Below are 17,785 nucleotides of genomic sequence, written 5' to 3' on the forward strand. Positions count from 1 at the left end.
TGTCGTGCGCGTCGGCCGTGGCGCGCGCGTTGTCGGCGTCGACCTGCATGAAGACGGTCGCGCCCTGGCCGGCGGGATCGGCGATGCGTTCGAGCGCGGCTTCGACGAGCGCGCGGCTGGTCGTGCGGCCGGCGGCCAGATCGGCGGCAAGCTGGGCGAGGGGCGGGAAGGGCGTGGCTTCGGGCGGCGTGGCAGTAGTCATGGCGAGAGAGATGGGCTGGTCGGCTGTCGAGAATCGTATTGTGACGCGTCGGACGGAATTGGCGCGATTGCCTGATGACTGCTTGAAACGGCGCAAGTTTCTTCGCGAGCGCCGCCGCCGCCGCGCATCCTCGAAAAAATTTGTGTGATTTCGGCGGGCTACGCTAAATCGTTTTTAACCGATCGTGCGTTACCATCGCGTTCTGGATTACTTTTTGTAAGGAACGACACTATGCATCATGGCATCGGCTTCATTCAGGATCTGGCAGTCGTGATGGCGCTCGCGGGCGTCGTCACCGTGCTGTTCCATCGCCTGAAACAGCCGGTGGTGCTCGGCTATATCGCGGCGGGCGTGATCATCGGGCCGTACACGCCGCCGTTCCAGCTGATCCACGACGAGCAGACCATTCAGACGCTCGGCGAACTCGGCGTCGTGTTCCTGATGTTTTCGCTCGGCCTGGAGTTTAGTCTGCGCAAGCTCTTCAAGGTCGGCGCGACCGCCATCGTCGCCGCGCTGTCGGAAATCGTGCTGATGCTGTGGATCGGCTACGAGATCGGCAGCGCATTCGGCTGGAGTTCGATGGATTCTCTGTTCCTCGGCGCCATTCTCGCCATCTCATCGACGACCATCATCGTCAAGGCGCTGTCCGAACTCGGTCTCAAGCGCGAGAGCTTCGCGCAACTGGTGTTCGGCATTTTGATTGTCGAGGACATCCTGGCCATTGCGATGCTCGTGCTGCTGTCGGGCATCGCGCAGACGGGCGAGCTGTCGGCGGGCGTGGCGTTCGTCACGCTCGGCAAGCTGCTGCTGTTCATGACGGTGTCGCTGGTGGTCGGCATTCTCGTGGTGCCGCGCGCGCTCAACTACGTGGCGAAGTCGCAGAGCGACGAAATGCTGCTGGTTTCCGTGCTCGGCTTCTGCTTCGCGTTCTGTCTGCTCGTCGTCAAGCTCGACTACAGCATCGCGCTCGGCGCGTTCCTGATCGGCGCGATCATGGCCGAGTCGCGCCATCTGCACCGCATCGAGCATCTGATTGCGCCGCTGCGCGACGCGTTTTCGGCGATCTTCTTCGTGACGATTGGCCTGATGCTGAACCCGACCGTGCTGATCGATTATGCGTGGCCGATCGCCGTCATCACGGTTGCCGTGATTCTCGGCAAGATCGTCTCGTGCGGACTCGGCACTTTCCTCGCGGGCAAGGACGGGCGCACGGCGATGCGCGTCGGCATGACGGTGTCGCAGATCGGCGAGTTCTCGTTCATCATCGCGTCGCTCGGTCTCACGCTGAAGGTGACGAGCGCGTTTCTCTATCCGATCGCCGTGGCCGTCTCCGCGCTGACGACGCTCTTCACGCCTTACCTGATCCGTGCCGCCGATCCGCTCACGCGGCGTCTGAGCCACGCGATGCCGCGCACGGTCGCCAATGTGTTCGGTATGTATGGGCAATGGCTAGGCAGTTTGCGGCCGGCGTCGGGCGAGCCGACGGTGTTCGGGCTCACACGTCGGATCATTCTGCAGATCGCCGTCAATCTCGCAATCGTCGCGGCGATCTTTCTTGGTGCGTCTTATGGCGCGCCGTACGGCAGCGCATTTATTGAGAAATGGCTGCCGTCCGAGCCGATGCAGCGCGTCGTGCTGTGGAGCGCGGCGCTGCTCGTGTCGATGCCGTTTCTCGTCGCCGTCTACCGGAAGACCAAGTCGCTCGCGCTGCTGCTGGCCGAAATCAGCGTCCAGCCGGCCAAGGCCGGGCGCTTCACGAGCGCGATCCGCTATGCGATTTCCGACCTCGTGCCTGTCGTTTCGATGCTAGGCGTGTTCCTGCTGGTCGCCGCGCTGTCCAGCACAATCCTGCCGCCGACGGGTCTGCTGGTCGCCGTGCTGCTGGTCGCCGCGCTGCTGCTGGCGGTGCTGTGGCGCTGGTGCGTGCGGATTCACGCGACCATGCAGATCGCACTGCGCGAGACCTTCGACGAGCAACCGGATCCATGATCCGATGCGCGCGCGTCGCATGAGACGCGTTCGCGCCAGATTGCATGTTGTGTCGTGATGTGACGAATTGTGTGCTGGTTTGCCCCGCCGCGGCGTGAGGCGGATAATGAGATATGTCTAATCGTTCACGCGCGAAGACGCGTCTGTCAAACAGTCATGAGCGAGAACAACTCCGATAACGCCGGTACACCCGGCAACCCATCTCCTTCCACGGGCCAGGCCGGAGCGCCGCCGGCTCCGGGACCGGGGCCCGCAACGGGACCGGCGCCGACGCCGACCCCCGCGAGAGAAGCCAGGGCAGCGGCTTCGACAGATTCCCCCGAAAGCGCATCTAACGTCACGCCCGAGAACGCCGCAGCAGCCCAGCGACGCGAAGCGGAGCAGGCGCGCGCGAGCGCCGCGCAATCCAGCGCGCAGCAGGAAGCGGCGGCGCGCGTGCAGTCGGTGGTGTCGAATGCGGAGCGCGCGGCGGCTGCCGCCGGTTCCGCGGCGAATTCAGCCGCGTCGGGCGCAACTTCCGGTGCCGCCGATGTTCATGTTCCTCACGCAGCGCCGACGGGCGGTGAGCCCGATGGCACGCTGGGAGCGTCGGCGAAACGCGACGGCTCACCGCCGCCTGGCTTCGGCTCGGCGCCGGATTTCGGCGCATCGAATCCGCCGCCCGCGAGCGCGTATCCGCCGGCGCCGCCCGCCTATCTGAAGCACAACGATTCGGCGTGGTCCGTGTTCGGACGGATCATCGCGGCGCGCGCGCGGCAGATCTTCGACCGCGCGGGCCGCAGGATCACACAGCGCACATTGCGAATTGGTGTGTCGGCGCGGATTTTCCACCCGGAACCGGGTGCGAAGGGGCTGCGGGGCAAGACACTGCAGTATCTGGAAGAGTCGATCGCGCACTGGGTGATGTCGCGCGATGTGCTCGTGTTCATGATCCCGACGGTCGGCCATCAGGGCATGCTGCACCCGAGCAACATCCGTCTGCGCGACTATGCGAAACATCTAGACGGCCTGCTGCTGCAAGGCGGCGCCGACGTCTCGCCGCAATCGTACGAACAGATCGCGACGCGCCCCGAATGGCCCGGCGACCGCGTGCGCGACATGTACGAACTCGAGCTGCTGCACGAGTTCATCGAGTCGGGCAAGCCGGTGCTCGGTGTGTGCCGTGGTTGCCAGCTGATCAACGTCGCGTTCGGCGGCACGCTGTATCAGGACATCGCGACGGATGTGCCGACCGCGGGCATCCACGTCAACGAACATTACGACCAGCACCGTCACTCGATTCACTTCCCCGAAGGCTCGACGCTCGTCAATATGTTCCCCGGGCGGCGCGAAGCGATCGTCAACTCGATCCACCACCAGGCCGTCAATCAACTGGGACGAGATCTGAACATCGAGGCGGTGTCGGCGGCGGACGGGATCATCGAAGCCGTGCGTTACCGGCGCGCGCCGTTCGTGATGGGCGTGCAGTGGCACCCGGAGTTCCATCGCGCGGGCGGAGCCGAAATGCTCGATTGCACGCCGCTGCTCGATACGTTCCTGAGAGTCGCGCGCGAAACCCGCTTCTGATCACGACGTCTTGCCTATCGACGCGAGCAGGCCTCTGATGGCTTGCTCGCGTTTTCATTTCTATCCGATGCGTGTCTGCGTCGCGTCGCTGGCGTAGCACATTCGATTGAGAAAACAACGCGTGTTTTTACGATCTTTTGCGTTTGTGCATCGGATTGCTTAGTTGTCCGTTCATCTCGATTTAAAGTCCTGTCACAGCGCGTCAGAAAGGCAGAAATCCGCGCGATAATCCGAGCCTGTTTCTGGATACGCATGGAGTATGGACGTATGAAGTACCCACTCTATCTGGGCCGCACAGTGTCGCTTGTGCTCGCTTGCGCGCTCATGCAAAGCGGCGTTGCGCTGGCGGCCGGCAAGACGGTGGCGCCGGGTGTCGTCAATGCGCCGGCCGTCGTATCGGACGCTCAAGGCGATGCTGACTTCGCAGACACGTCGGGCAGCGCATCCAGCATCGACGCCAGCGGCAGCGCACAGGGCGAGGTCGCCGATCTGATGCAACTGATCCATGACGGCGGGCTGGCGGAAATGCGCACGACCTATAACGGCGGTTATGGCGCGTCGCTGTTCTTCCACGCAAAGAGCATGACGTACTACGTCGCGCTGTTTCAGGACAAGCATTTCTGGCGCGTCATCCGGACGTCCGACCAGATGCGCGCCGAAACCGTCTACGCAGGCTTCGCGCGGCAAACGGCGCAACTCGCGGAAGTCGAAATCCGCAGGACGCAGTTGCAGGCGCAGAAGGCGTCGATCGAGCGGGTGATCGGCGAGTCGCAGGCGCGCGCGCAGCGCTTGCAGGCGGACATCGAGGTCGCGCGTGCGCAGGAAGCCAAGGTTGCCGACTATCAACGCCAGACGCAGGACGAGACGCTTGCATTGCGCGACGAGAAGGACAAGGCGCAGGCCCAGTTGCGGCAGTTGCAGCAGCAGGTGCTGCAGTTGCAGCGTCAGGCGGAAGTGGGGTTGCCGGTTAGCCGTTGACAGGACTTTTTGCGAGGCGCGCAGCCGGTTGCGCTGCGTAACGAGAAGGGAAGGGAAACGAAAGGGCTGAGTCCAGGAACGTATTGGACTCAGCCCTTTTTGTCTGGCGCGGGTTGAAGAGGCTCGCCGCTTGCGTCCCGGTGGACAGCGGATTACTTCGAAAAGCGATCGGGGACTTCAGTGACGCGCCGCTGCGACATGTGGTTCATCCATTCGGTGCTATCAGTAATCACGCCGTTCGAACGGGGCGCGGGTGGCGCGATGTCGTGCGCCTGTGTGCGCGCCGATATCGTCACGGAATCGTACTCGCTGTCATATCTCGCCGATGGCGCCGGCGGCGAATAAGCGCCCGCGGCGGAAGGCAGATGGGGCACCCGGTGTTCCGGCCAAAGCTGCGCTTCGGCTGGTGCGCCCGTATTGACGTGCAGCGCGACGCCCTGTGCGCGGGCCGTCGAATGCGACGCGCGATGCGTGCCTGCGGTTTGTTCGCGCACGGTTGGGCTGGCGTTGCGCGTATCGCGCGCGACATGAACGATGGCTGATGGTTTCGCGTTCTTCGGTGTGCTGCTGGCGACCGCATCGACCTCGCGTAAAGCGGTCAAAGACTCATTGCTGGCGACGGGCGCCTGTGCAGCCGTCGCGCTCGACGGAACGACCTTCGTCGTATCGGCCGGTTTGGCCGCCATCAGATCGCCGCGCGCCGGATTCCACGCGAGCGGTGCATCAGCCGGATGTTCTACGTTGCTACCCTGATTAACCGCGGACTTGAGCGTGACGTCGGGCGCGGCGGCAAGCGGTGGCGACGCAGGTCCGCGAGGGTGCGACGCCATCAGCCATGCGATCACCGCCGCGCCGCCGATTGCGCAAGCACCGCCAGCCATCGTATTCCACTGACGCCCCCCATGCACCGGCGGTGGCACCGGCGCGCGCATGTCGAGCGCAATCGCATCAGGCTTGAGCGCGGAAGGCGCCGTGGAAGACCTCTGACGCAGGCTGCCGGGATCCCAGCTGCACATCGAACGGATCGCCGCGGCGCTCAGGCAGCACGTGCGCAGCATCGCCGCGTACAGGGCTTTAAGTTCGATGCGGAAACTCACGTTGGGCGGCAGCAGCGACCATTCGTGGCCGAGCGAACGCGACACCAGTTCAAGAGGGCGGAGGCGCGGCATTCTGATTTCGCCGGCTACAAGTGTGAATGGGGGTGTCGACACGGCTTCGCCTCGTTCTTGTTCGCGTTGTTTCGCCTCGAAGCGGCAGATGTAACCGTGAACGTGGCGCCTGGCCACGATGCCGTCGAGGCGTTCGTCGCGGAATGGTGGCAGGCGAACGTAGCTCAGGCGATCAGATAAATCTGAATTAGTTAGGTATCTTGATAATCTGGCGATTCTCGATCGAGTCGATAGACATATCGCAATGCGGTGATATCGACGCCGCCCATCTGATCGGGCTCAGCGCCCGAGAACTGCCAGCCTTGCCGCTCGTAGAACGCGATCGCGGGCGCATTGCCTTCGAGCACGTACAGATAGAGTTGCGCTTCGCCATGCTCGCGCGCCCAGTCCTGCGCGGCGCGCATCAGGAGCTTGCCGGCGCCGATGCCCTGGTGCGCGGGCAGCGCGTGCAGATTGTCGAGCAGCACGCCCCACGGCGAATCCGGCTGGCGCTCGACGCACACGAACCCGATCGGCTCGCCCGCACGCTCCGCGATCAGCACGATGCGCCGGTCGGCACCCGGCGCCGACATCCGCGCGCGCCAGTACGACGCGCGCTCCTGCACGACTTCGCCGTTTAAAAAACCATCGGGCAGGAGCCCGCGATACGTCGCCTGCCAGCTCGCGCTATGGATGGCGGCGATCAGATCGGCGTCGGCCTCAGTGGCGGGGCGCAGTGCGAGGGACGAAAGGGCGGGCAACGAAGCGGAATCGGGCATTGCGACGGTAGAAACGAACGGATTGGCCGGCTCAAGCAACAAGAGAGCAACGAAGGACGACGAGAGAGCGGCAAGAGACCCACGATACGGCGCATGTCGTCCGGCGTCACCTGGCGCAGCTTGCCGGTTGAAAACGGCATTGGAAGAATTTTCTTGTTAGCGCGCTATTGTAAGCAAATTGTATTAAATGCAAGCCACTCTGAGTAACGTTATTATCACCAGAGGCGCATCTTGTAAGCGAAATTACACGTTTACCCTTATATCTCCACGGCATTCGCAGCATGAGAATACCGCGCCCACGCACGTGTTGCGCCCCAAGAGGCGAGAATGCGGCCCGGCCGCGCCGGACCGGGCATCCGTGGCCTTGCCGCGGATCGTTTGAACTGCCTGTGCCGCCTGTCCATGGCAGGTAGCGGGCCCATTTCGAGAATGTCATGGCAACTGCATCCCATGCTCACGTAACGACGGACGAATCCAAGGTCCGTACCGTATTCCGCGTCGTCAGCGGCAACTTCCTGGAAATGTACGATTTCATGGTCTACGGCTACTACGCCGCAGCCATCGCAAAGACGTATTTCCCGAGCGGCAACGAGTTTGCGTCGCTGATGCTGTCGCTGTCGGTGTTTGGCGCCGGCTTCCTGATGCGGCCGCTCGGCGCGATCGTGCTCGGCGCGTACATCGACCATCACGGCCGCCGCAAGGGCCTGATCCTGACGCTCGCGCTGATGGCGCTCGGCACGCTCACCGTCGCGGCGATTCCCGGCTACGCGACCATCGGCGTGCTCGCCCCTGTGCTCGTGCTGTGCGGGCGGTTGCTGCAGGGCTTCTCGGCGGGTGTGGAACTGGGCGGCGTGTCCGTCTATTTGTCGGAGATCGCGACCAAAGGCAACAAGGGCTTCTATTGCTCGTGGCAGTCGGGCAGCCAGCAGGTGGCGGTCGTGTTCGCCGCGCTGATCGGCGTGGTCCTGAACCGCATGCTGCCCGCCGACCAGATGACGGCATGGGGCTGGCGTGTGCCGTTCCTGATCGGCTGCCTGATCGTGCCGTTCCTGTTCCTGATCCGCCGCTCGCTGAAGGAAACGGACGAATTCCTCGCGAAGAAGCATCGCCCGACGATCGGCGAAATTTTCTCGTCGATGCTGCAGAACTGGGGCGTCGTGCTCGGCGGCATGGGCATGGTCATCATGACGACGGTGTCGTTCTACATGATCACTGCCTACACGCCGACCTTCGGCAAGGAAGTGCTGAAGCTCGACGCAATCGATACGCTGATCGTCACCGTTTGCATCGGCGTGTCGAATCTGGTCTGGCTGCCGGTTTCGGGCGCGATCTCGGATCGCATCGGCCGCCGTCCCGTGCTGCTGACGTTCACGATTCTCACCATTCTCACGTCGTATCCCGCTGTGCAGTGGCTCGTCGCCGATCCGTCGTTCGGCCGTCTGCTGATGGTCGAGTTGTGGCTGTCGTTCCTGTACGGCTGCTACAACGGCGGCATGGTCGTCGCGCTGACGGAAGTGATGCCGGCTGATGTTCGTACCGCGGGCTTCTCGCTCGCGTACAGCCTCGCGACGACGATCGGCGGTTTCACGCCGGCGATCGCCACCTATCTGATTCATTCGACGGGCAACAAGGCGGCGCCTGGCCTGTGGATGAGCGTCGCCGCCGTCTGCGGTCTGATCGCAACGCTCGTGCTGTATCGCACGCAGGAAGCGCGCAACCAGTTCCGCACGGCGTAAGCGTTCGCGTCAGGTTGGACAAATGAAAAACCCCGCGTTCGTGCGGGGTTTTTTGTTTTCGGCTTCGGCTTCGCGCGAAACAGAACTTCAATCGCGCAGCGCCGCCGCCACCTGTTCGACGACGTCTGCCCATGCGCCCGGCTGCGCCTGGCGCACGAGCCGCGCAGACGGATACCACGGGCTGCGCGTATCGCGCGTGAACCAGCGCCAGTCGGCGGCGAACGGCAGCATCAGCCAGAGCGGCTTGCCCAGCGCGCCCGCAAGATGCGCAATCGATGTATCGACCGACACCACGCCGTCGAGCCGCTCGATGATCGCGGCCGTGTCGGCAAAGTCGTGAATGCGCCCGTCGAAGCGATGGATGTTCTTCGCGCGCGGATGCGCATCGAGCGCAGCGCGTTCGTCGTCGCCGAGCGCGGGTTGCAGCACGATCCAGTCGATGCCATCGAGCGCGAACAGCGGCTCGAGCGCCGCGAGCGGCAGCGAGCGGTTCTCCTGACGCTGCGCGCGCCCCGACCACGCGAGACCGACCTTGCGTTTCGCATGGCCGCCGAGCGAGCCACGCCACGTACGGCGTGATGCGGCAGGCGCATTCAGATAGGGCGTGCGCGCGGGAATCGTGTCGGGCAGGGTGCCGAGCGCGAACGGCAGGCTCAGCAGCGGGCATTGCAGATCGGCGCGCGGCCGCGGCGCACCTTGCGCGATCAGCGTGACACGCCATTGCTGCGCGGTCGGTGCGAGCAGCGAGATGAGCTGCGGTTGCACTTCGAGCACGACATGCGCGGCGCGCTGCGCTGCGATTTCGACGAAACGCATGAATTGCAGCGTGTCGCCGAAGCCCTGTTCGGCGTGCACGAGCAGCGTGCGCCCGTCGATCGGCTCGCCGTTCCAGCGCGGCAGCGAGGTTGCCTGCAGCGGCTGCACGGCATTGTCCAGCCGCCATTCGTATTCGGGCAGCCCGCGCTTGAAGTCGCGGAGCGTGAGCAGCGTGACGCCGCGATTCATATGGGCGATGGGCAGATCGGGACGCAGGCGCAGCGCCTGGTCGAACGCGCGCACCGCGGCGTCGTGCGCGCCGAGCGCGTGATGCGCGGCGCCGAGGCTCAGCCACGCGTGCGCGAATTTCGGATCGAGACCGACGGCGCGCTCGAAGCGTGGCAGCGCTTCGTCGTGACGGCCGAGCGACGCCAGAGCGTTGCCGAGGCCGAACAACGCCGGCGGCAGGTTCGGCTGCAGCGCGAGCGCCGCTTTGAACTCGGCAACCGCTTCGTCATGCAGACCCGTCGCATCGAGCGTATTGGCCAGATTGAAGCGTGCGGCGACGAACCGCGGCTCGGCCTTGAGCGCGGCGCGGAAATGCGCGCTCGCATCGGTGGCCGAGCCGAGCGCGTTCAACGCCATGCCGATGTTGTTGTGCGCGCCCGCATGGCCGGGCCGCAGTTCGAGCGCGCGGCGGAACGAATCGACGGCTTCGCGATGGCGGCCGAGCGCGTGCAGCGCGTTGCCGAGATTGACATGCGACGACGCGTCCATCGGCTGCAGGCGCAGCGACTTCTCGAACGCATCGACGGCGTCTTCGTGGCGCCCGGCCAGCGCGTACGCGTTGCCGAGGTTGTAGTGCGCCATCGGAAACGTGGGCGCGAGCGTCAGCGCATTGCGGAAGCGTTCGATTGCCTGGTCGAGCCGGCCGAGCGCCTTCAGCGCATTGCCGAGGTTCAGTTGCAGCGCGGCGTCCTGCGGGCGCAGGTCGGCGGCGCGGCGCACGAGGTCGGCCGCTTCTTCGTGCTGGCCTTGCTGGTGGCGCAGCACGCCGAGCAGATGCAGCGCGTCGACATGAGCGGGATCGACTTCGAGCGTGGCGCGGTAGCCACGCTCGGCGTCGTCGAGCCGGCCGTCGCGATGCGCGCTGTAGGCGCGGTCGAAAACAGGGTGCATGACGCAGGCGAGGGTGTGATGCGGGAAAACGCGCATTTTCCCATACTCGGCGCATGCCTCCCGACTTGACGGGAAGACTGTTGCTCAATAACATATGAACACCTGTTCATATGTATGCTTTAGTGGGCCGCGCACCATGTCCGCCGTTGTCTCTCTCACTACCGACGACCGCGTCGTCCAGATCGCCGATCTGTTCCGCCTGCTGGGCGATCCGACGCGCCTGCGCATCGTGCTCGCCTGCGTCGACGAGCGGCGCGCGGTGGGCGCGATCGCCGAATCGCTGAATCTGTCGCCGTCGCTGGTGAGTCACCACTTGAGGCTGCTGCGCGCGGCGCGCATCGTGCGCGCGGAGCGGCAGGGCAAACAGGTTTTCTACGTCGCCGCCGATGGCCACATCAGCGGCATGCTGACCGACATGCTCGAGCACGTCGCCGAACCCGTCAGCGAAACCGTCACCGACTTCCCGCAGGATCACGCATGAAATACACCGCCCATCAGGCTGGCGATTCGAACACGCCGCATCCGCAGAAGCCAGACGCGCATGTGCACACGGACGCGTGCGGCCATGCCGCGCACGATCATGACCATGCGAATGAGAAAGACAAGGGTGCTCACGCGCATCAACATGGGCACGCACATGGCCACGGCCATCATCACCATCACGCGCCGGCAGCGGGCCATGGACGCGCGTTCGCGCTTGCCGTCGCGCTGAACGTGACGATCGTCGTCGTACAGGCTGTCTACGGCGTGCTTGCCAATTCGACCGCGTTGCTCGCCGATGCCGGCCACAATCTCTCCGACGTGCTCGGCCTGCTGCTCGCGTGGGGCGCAACGTGGCTCGCGACGCGCCGGCCTTCCGCGGGCTATACATTTGGACTGGGTGGTTCGTCGATTCTCGCGAGCCTGCTCAATGCGGGTCTGCTGCTGTTCGCATGCGGGGTGATCGTCGCGGAAGCGGTGGGGCGGCTGCTTCATCCGTCGCCGGTCGCGGGGCTCGATGTGTTCATCGTGGCGCTGATCGGCATGGTCGTGAACGGCTTCTCGGCGTGGCTTTTCATGCGCGGCTCGGAAGACGATCTGAACATTCGCGGCGCGTTTCTGCACATGGTCGCCGACGCAGCCGTGTCGGCCGCCGTCGCAGTCAGCGGTCTTGCGATCATCTTCACCGGCTGGACGTGGCTCGACCCTGTGATGAGCATCATCGTGGTGGCCGTGATCGTCTATGGCACGTGGGGTCTGCTGCGCGACTCGGTGAAACTCGCGCTCAACGGCGTGCCGCCCGGCGTTGACGTGCAGAAAATCCGCGACTATCTGGCCGCGCAGCCGGGCGTCACCGATGTACACGACCTGCACGTATGGGCGCTGTCGACGACGGGCAATGCGCTGTCCGCGCATCTCGTGATCCCGGCCGGCCATCCGGGCGACAAGGTGATCGATGGAATTGTCGGCACGTTGCGCGTGGAGTTCGACATGCATCACGCGACCTTGCAGGTCGACATGGGTACGACGCAGCATCGCTGTTCGCTCGATCACGCGCCGCATGCGCATTGACCGGCACGGTGCGCCGCGCCTGCCTGTTTGACGCGGCGCGTCGTGAGCGGGACGGCTGCGCGCGGGATGCTCGGCGTACACTAGCGAGCATGTCCGACTGCGGAGGTCTGCATGACGGGTGCTTCCAACGATGCACCGCCCGTGCTGATCGTCGGTGCGGGGCCGACGGGGCTGGCGGCAGCCATGAGTCTTGCGCGTGCGCACGTGCCCGTGCGGCTCATCGACCGCGCGCAGCAGCCGGATCCGCACTCGCGTGCGATCGGCATCCAGGCGCGTACGCTCGAATTGCTGGAGCAGCATCGTCTCGTCGACCGGTTTCTCGAACTGGGACATCGCGCGCACAGCGCGAATCTGTATTCGAACGGGCATCGTCTCGCGCGGCTCGATTTCGATCCGCTGCAAACGCGCTATCCGTATCTGCTGTTTCTCGATCAATCCACCACTGAGCGTCTCTTCACCGAGCATCTCGCGACGCTTGGCGTGCAGGTCGAACGCGGTGTCGAACTGACGATGTTCGCGCAGGGCTCGGCGGGCATCAACGCGACGCTGCAGCGCGCGGACGGCCACATCGAGACGCTGCATCCTTCATACATGATTGCCGCCGACGGCGCGCACAGTGCGATCCGTCATCGTCTCGGCATGAGCTTCGCGGGCAAGACCTTCGAGCAGACGTTTCTGCTCGCCGATATCGAAGCCGACACGGGCTGGTCGGACGATGAGTTTCATATCTTCGCGTCGGGCGCGGGGCTCGCGGCGCTGTTCCCGATGGGCAAGGGCCGGCACCGTCTGATCGCCGATCATCCCGCGATGCCCGCCGCATCGCCGCCGGACGACAATCCCGGCACGCTTGCATCGATCCCTGCGCCCACGCTTGACGAATGCCGGACGATCGCGAAGAGCCGCATTCATCATCCTGTCGAATTGAGCGGCCTGTCGTGGTCGAGCTATTTTCATCTGAACAGCCGGATGGTCGAGCAACTGCGTGCGCAGCGCGTGTTTCTTGCCGGCGACTCCGCGCATGTGCACAGTCCCGCGGGCGGGCAGGGGATGAATACGGGCATTCAGGAAGCGTTCAATCTCGGCTGGAAAATCGCACGCGTGGTTCGCGGCGATGCGCCGGACCGGCTGCTGGATACCTATCATCTCGAACGTCATCCGATCGAGCGCGATGTGCTGCGGCAGACGAGCTTCGTCACGCATCTGGCGGAGGCCGATCACGGGCCGCTCAAGCTGCTGCGTGAACGGGTGATGCCTGTGCTTGCCGCGCTCGGGCCGTTGCGCGATGCCGCGCGCCTGACCGTCAGTGAACTGGCGATTCAATATCGGCGTTCGCCGTTGACGCTCGAACGGGTGCTCGACGGCGGTCCGCGTGCCGGCGAGCGTGCGCCCGATGCGTTCGTGCATGTAGTCGATGGACCGTTGGGGCGCGTCCCCGGCGCCGGTTGCATTTTCGATCTGCATGATCCGGCGTTTTTCTCGCTGTTTCTGCTTGTTGATCCGGTTGAGGACGCTGTGCCGGGCGGCGGCAAACTGTTGGCGTTGGGGCGCAAGCCTGTGCGTCCTGCTGATCTTGATCGCTTCGTCGCGGCTGTTGAGGATTTGCTGCCGGGGGCGTTGCGGGTGTGGCGTGTGTCTGATGCAGATGGCGCTGGCAGCGGGCCTACGCTGAGTGAGTCGTTTGGTCGAACGCGGCCTTCGTTTTATCTGGTGCGGCCTGATGGGTATGTGTGCGCGCGTGGGCGCCCGGGGTCTGATTTGAATGGGTTGTTGCGGCATTGTGAAGCGTGGTTTGCCAAGGGCTCGATAAGTGATTCGCCGTCGGCGTGATGTGGTTTGGTTTTGGTTTTGGTTTTGGTTTTCGCTGGCATCCGCGATTTGTCTTGCCTGCTTCAAGCGTTGCCCCTGTGCGGGGCGGCACCTACTTTTCTTTGCCGCGGCAAAGAAAAGTAGGCAAAAGAAAGCCGCTGAACACCGCCAGTTCTTGTTTCTATCCACGGGCCCCCAACGGCCCCGTCCTGTTCGCGGCAACGTTCTTCTCAATGCCCGTTGCCAGCGCCTTGAAACGGCGCCTCACCCGCTGCACGCTCCCGCGTCGCCATACACGCGATCAAATCGCCCACGTTCTATAGCGGCAAACTGTGTGTCGGCTGTCGCGGCGTATGCGCTTCACTCCGGACTGAAAAACAAGGTGGGCGGCTCGAAACCACGATCGGTGTCGTAGGAACGCTGACGTGTGAGGCACTACGACCTACACACAGTTTGCCACCTGGGCGGCATCAACCATTCGCTGCCGCTGGCGGCGCTACGGGTGATTGAAGCGGGTGAGGCACCGATTCGAAGCGCTGGCAACGGGCATTGAACGGAGCGGTTGCCGTGTGAAGCGGAGGACCCGTTGGTGGCCCTCAGGCGGTGGTCGAGAACGGGCGGTGTTAGCCCGCTTTCTTTGCTTACTTTCTTTGCGGCGGCAAAGAAAGTAAGTGCCGCCCCGCACAGGGGCAACGCCTGAAGCACCGACAACAAACCGCGGATGCCAGCAAAAACAAACCGCGGATGCCAGCAAAAACACAAGCAAACCAAAGCCAGCGTCGCAAGACAAAAAAACCAAAAAAAAGCGTCCGCATCACCAAAGACACGAACGCAAAACTGCTGTTGCTACAACGTGAAGCCCCGCCGCATGGCGAAAGCGCACTACGCGTGCACCGCCTCCTTAGGCGTCAAATCCGCCCGATGCCTGACAAGCGCCTCACGAACCATTTCGTGCAACTCAAGCTCGACGCCCTCGGGATTGTCATGCAATGTCGCGAGAATCGAGCGCCGCATCCGCGGCTCCCAGAACCGGCGAATATGATCGGCAATATTGTCGATCGCCTCATCGCGATCCGGCATCGACTCGAAGAAATCGCCGATCCGGTTCGCCATGTCGACCAGATTATGTGCGTCCATTGCTTGGCCTCATTTGCCTGACGTGGTTGCCATCTCGCGCTTGTCCAGATGCTCGAGCTGCTCGTTGTTGAACCGCGAGTAGTCCTTCTGCCATTGCGACGGCTGCTCGACGGGCATCACCTGTACGGCAGTCACCTTGTACTCGGGGCAATTGGTCGCCCAGTCGGAACTGTCCGTCGTAATCACGTTCGCACCGGATTCCGGGAAGTGGAACGTCGTGTAGACAACGCCCGGCTGCATCCGGTCCGCCACCTTCGCGCGCAGCACGGTATAGCCCGCACGCGATTCGATGCCGACCCAGTCGTCGTTCTTGATGCCGCGATCCTCGGCGTCGTGCGGATGGATCTCCAGACGATCCTCGTCATGCCACTGCGAGTTCTCCGTGCGGCGTGTCTGCGCGCCGACGTTGTACTGCGACAGGATGCGGCCCGTGGTCAGGATCAGCGGGAACTTCTGGTTGACCTTCTCGGGCGTCGCGACGTACTTCGTGATCACGAATTTGCCCTTGCCGCGTACGAATTCATCGATGTGCATCGTCGGCGTGCCCTCCGGCGCGTTCTCGTTGCACGGCCACTGGATGCTGCCCAGCTTGTCGAGCTTCTCGTACGACACGCCATGGAAGGTCGGCGTGAGGCGCGCAATCTCGTCCATGATCTGCGACGGATGCGTGTAACCCATCTCGTAGCCCAGCGCGCGGGCCAGCAGGATCGTCACTTCCCAGTCCGAGTAGCCGGCGAGCGGCGGCATCACCTTGCGCACGCGCGAGATACGGCGCTCGGCGTTGGTGAACGTGCCGTCCTTTTCGAGGAAGGTCGAACCCGGCAGCAGCACGTGCGCGTACTTCGCCGTTTCGTTCAGGAAAATGTCCTGCACGACGATACATTCCATCGACGACAGCGCCGCGCCCACATGCTGCGTGTTCGGATCGGACTGGACGATGTCCTCGCCCTGGCAATACAGGCCCATGAAGCTGCCGTGCAGAGCGGCATCGAACATGTTCGGAATGCGCAGGCCCGGTTCCGGCTGCAGCGTCACACCCCATTCGCCTTCGAACAGCGTGCGCGTCACCGTGTCGCTGATATGGCGATAGCCGGGCAGTTCGTGGGGGAACGAGCCCATGTCGCACGAACCCTGCACGTTGTTCTGGCCGCGCAGCGGATTCACACCGACGCCTTCGCGGCCGATGTTGCCCGTCGCCATCGCGAGGTTCGCAATGCCCATCACCGTCGTCGAACCTTGTGCGTGTTCCGTCACGCCGAGGCCGTAGTAGATCGCTGCGTTGCCACCCGTCGCGTAGAGGCGCGCGGCTTCGCGCACCGATTGCGCGGGGACGCCCGTCACGCTTTCCATCATTTCCGGCGAGTTCTCCGGCAGTGCGACGAAATCGCGCCAGTGCTGGAATGCGCGCGTCTCGCAACGCTCGGCGATGAACGGCTCGTTGAGCAAACCTTCCGACACCAGCACGTGCGCAAGCGACGTCACCATCGCGACGTTCGTGCCCGGACGCAGTTGCAGGTGATGCGAAGCCTTCACGTGCGCGGTATCGACGATATCGATGCGGCGCGGATCGATCACGATCAGCTTCGCACCCTCACGCACGCGACGCTTCAGACGCGAGCCGAACACCGGGTGACCGTCGGTCGGATTCGCGCCGATCACGATGATCACGTCGGATTTATCGACGGACGCGAAAGTCTGCGTGCCCGCCGATTCGCCCAGTGTCGTCTTCAGGCCGTAGCCCGTCGGCGAGTGACACACGCGTGCGCAGGTGTCGACGTTGTTGTTGCCGAACGCGGCGCGAACGAGCTTCTGCACCAGATACGTTTCTTCGTTCGTGCAGCGCGACGACGTGATACCGCCGATCGAATCGCGGCCGTACTTCTCCTGAATGCGGCGGAATTCCGATGCCGCATAGCTCAGCGCTTCTTCCCAGCTAACTTCGCGCCACGGATCGGTGATCTTCGCGCGGATCATCGGCTTCTTGATGCGGTCCTTGTGGGTGGCGTAACCCCATGCAAAGCGGCCCTTCACGCAGGCATGGCCTTCGTTTGCCTGACCGTTCTTGTGCGGCACCATCCGCACGACGGTGTTTCCCTTCATCTCGGCCTTGAACGAGCAGCCGACGCCGCAATACGCGCAGGTCGTCACCACCGAGTGTTCGGCCTGACCGAGCATCACGATGCTCTTCTCGGACAGCGTCGCCGTCGGGCAGGCCGCGACGCACGCGCCGCACGATACGCATTCCGAGTCCATGAATGGCTGGCTTTCGCTCGCCGCCACGCGCGATTCAAAGCCGCGACCGGCGATGGTCAGCGCGAACGTGCCTTGCGTTTCTTCACACGCGCGCACGCAGCGATTGCAGACGATGCACTTCGACGGGTCGTACGTGAAGTACGGATTCGACTCGTCCTTCTTGTCCTTCAGGTGATTCTCACCGTCGTAGCCGTAGCGCACTTCGCGCAGACCCGTCACGCCCGCCATGTCCTGCAGTTCGCAGTTGCCGTTGGCGGGGCAGGTGAGGCAGTCGAGCGGATGATCGGAGATGTACAACTCCATCACGTTGCGGCGCAGGCCTTGCAGACGGTCCGTCTGCGTGCGCACTTTCATGCCCGCTTCGACGGGTGTCGTGCACGACGCCGGATAGCCGCGCCGTCCTTCGATTTCGACCAGACACAGACGGCACGAGCCGAACGGTTCGAGCGAATCGGTCGCGCACAGCTTCGGAATGTTGACGCCGGCCTCGGCGGCGGCGCGCATCACCGACGTGCCGGCGGGCACCGTGATCGACTCGCCGTCGATTTCGAGCGTCACGTCGACATCGGAATGACGCAGCGGCGTACCGTAGTCGGTATCGTCCATCGGGCCGCGCTCGTTGCGCAGCGCACCCGCCTTGCAGGCGCAGTTGCCGGAGCCGCAGCCGCCGGATTTGAATGTGATCGGATCGGACATGTTGGGCTC

12 protein-coding genes and 1 pseudogene are annotated in these 17,785 nt (G+C 63.9%); 7 read left to right on the plus strand and 6 right to left on the minus strand.

Translation table 11 applies throughout. The features are described 5' to 3' along the window. Nucleotides 1-202: pseudogene (locus G3O01_RS40750) on the minus strand (amidase); the annotation flags it as partial. 231 nt (nucleotides 203-433) lie between these two features. Here G3O01_RS40750 and G3O01_RS40755 point away from each other — a divergent pair. The 3 genes from G3O01_RS40755 to G3O01_RS40765 all read left to right on the plus strand — a co-directional run bounded on the left by G3O01_RS40755 (nucleotide 434) and on the right by G3O01_RS40765 (nucleotide 4,735). Then, the gene (locus tag G3O01_RS40755) at nucleotides 434-2,191 is read left to right on the plus strand and encodes a cation:proton antiporter (protein WP_205813144.1); all 1,758 of its coding nucleotides are present in this window, start codon (nucleotides 434-436) and stop codon (nucleotides 2,189-2,191) included. A gap of 156 nt (nucleotides 2,192-2,347) precedes the next feature. Then, nucleotides 2,348-3,757 (plus strand): type 1 glutamine amidotransferase, encoded by a 1,410-nt coding sequence (locus G3O01_RS40760; protein WP_205813145.1) that lies wholly within the window; start codon nucleotides 2,348-2,350, stop codon nucleotides 3,755-3,757. A 267-nt stretch (nucleotides 3,758-4,024) separates the two neighbouring features. Beyond that, nucleotides 4,025-4,735: a DUF2968 domain-containing protein gene (locus G3O01_RS40765; RefSeq protein ID WP_205813146.1), complete on the plus strand. Its 711-nt coding sequence runs from the start codon at nucleotides 4,025-4,027 to the stop codon at nucleotides 4,733-4,735. Between the two features lie 152 nt (nucleotides 4,736-4,887). On the opposite strand, the gene G3O01_RS40770 is transcribed toward G3O01_RS40765, so the two are convergent. Together G3O01_RS40770 and G3O01_RS40775 are read right to left on the minus strand one after the other, a co-directional pair. After that, nucleotides 4,888-5,904 carry a hypothetical protein gene (locus G3O01_RS40770; protein WP_205813147.1) on the minus strand — a complete coding sequence of 339 codons (1,017 nt, stop codon included), beginning with the start codon at nucleotides 5,902-5,904 and terminating at the stop codon, nucleotides 4,888-4,890. A gap of 191 nt (nucleotides 5,905-6,095) precedes the next feature. Beyond that, nucleotides 6,096-6,662 carry a GNAT family N-acetyltransferase gene (locus G3O01_RS40775; RefSeq protein WP_205813148.1) on the minus strand — a complete coding sequence of 189 codons (567 nt, stop codon included), beginning with the start codon at nucleotides 6,660-6,662 and terminating at the stop codon, nucleotides 6,096-6,098. Between the two features lie 434 nt (nucleotides 6,663-7,096). Between G3O01_RS40775 and G3O01_RS40780 the strand changes: the two genes are divergently transcribed. Then, a complete protein-coding gene (locus tag G3O01_RS40780; protein ID WP_205813149.1) occupies nucleotides 7,097-8,398 on the plus strand; it encodes an MFS transporter in 1,302 nt (433 codons plus the stop codon). Between the two features lie 87 nt (nucleotides 8,399-8,485). Here the strand turns inward: G3O01_RS40780 and G3O01_RS40785 are convergent, their stop codons facing one another. After that, nucleotides 8,486-10,333, minus strand: a complete 1,848-nt coding sequence (locus G3O01_RS40785) for a tetratricopeptide repeat protein (RefSeq protein WP_205813150.1) — start codon at nucleotides 10,331-10,333, stop codon at nucleotides 8,486-8,488. Between the two features lie 136 nt (nucleotides 10,334-10,469). Between G3O01_RS40785 and G3O01_RS40790 the strand changes: the two genes are divergently transcribed. The 3 genes from G3O01_RS40790 (at nucleotide 10,470) to G3O01_RS40800 (ending at nucleotide 13,711) form a co-directional block, all read left to right on the plus strand. Beyond that, nucleotides 10,470-10,814, plus strand: coding sequence for a metalloregulator ArsR/SmtB family transcription factor (locus G3O01_RS40790; RefSeq protein WP_205813151.1), 345 nt, complete (start codon nucleotides 10,470-10,472; stop codon nucleotides 10,812-10,814). Beyond that, nucleotides 10,811-11,884, plus strand: a complete 1,074-nt coding sequence (locus G3O01_RS40795; RefSeq protein WP_205813152.1) for a cation diffusion facilitator family transporter — start codon at nucleotides 10,811-10,813, stop codon at nucleotides 11,882-11,884. Before G3O01_RS40790 ends, G3O01_RS40795 begins: the two co-directional genes overlap by 4 nt. A gap of 111 nt (nucleotides 11,885-11,995) precedes the next feature. After that, nucleotides 11,996-13,711, plus strand: a complete 1,716-nt coding sequence (locus G3O01_RS40800; protein ID WP_205813153.1) for an FAD-dependent monooxygenase — start codon at nucleotides 11,996-11,998, stop codon at nucleotides 13,709-13,711. Nucleotides 13,712-14,572: 861 nt separating this feature from the next. Here the strand turns inward: G3O01_RS40800 and G3O01_RS40805 are convergent. Both G3O01_RS40805 and fdhF read right to left on the minus strand, forming a co-directional pair. Continuing rightward, a complete protein-coding gene (locus G3O01_RS40805) occupies nucleotides 14,573-14,827 on the minus strand; it encodes a formate dehydrogenase subunit delta (RefSeq protein WP_205813154.1) in 255 nt (84 codons plus the stop codon). A 9-nt stretch (nucleotides 14,828-14,836) separates the two neighbouring features. After that, nucleotides 14,837-17,776: a formate dehydrogenase subunit alpha gene (gene fdhF / locus G3O01_RS40810; RefSeq protein ID WP_205813155.1), complete on the minus strand. Its 2,940-nt coding sequence runs from the start codon at nucleotides 17,774-17,776 to the stop codon at nucleotides 14,837-14,839. Nucleotides 17,777-17,785: the final 9 nt, after the last annotated feature.

Origin of the sequence: Burkholderia sp. Ac-20365 (assembly GCF_017104715.1) — a bacterium.
Classification (GTDB): Bacteria; Pseudomonadota; Gammaproteobacteria; order Burkholderiales; family Burkholderiaceae; genus Paraburkholderia.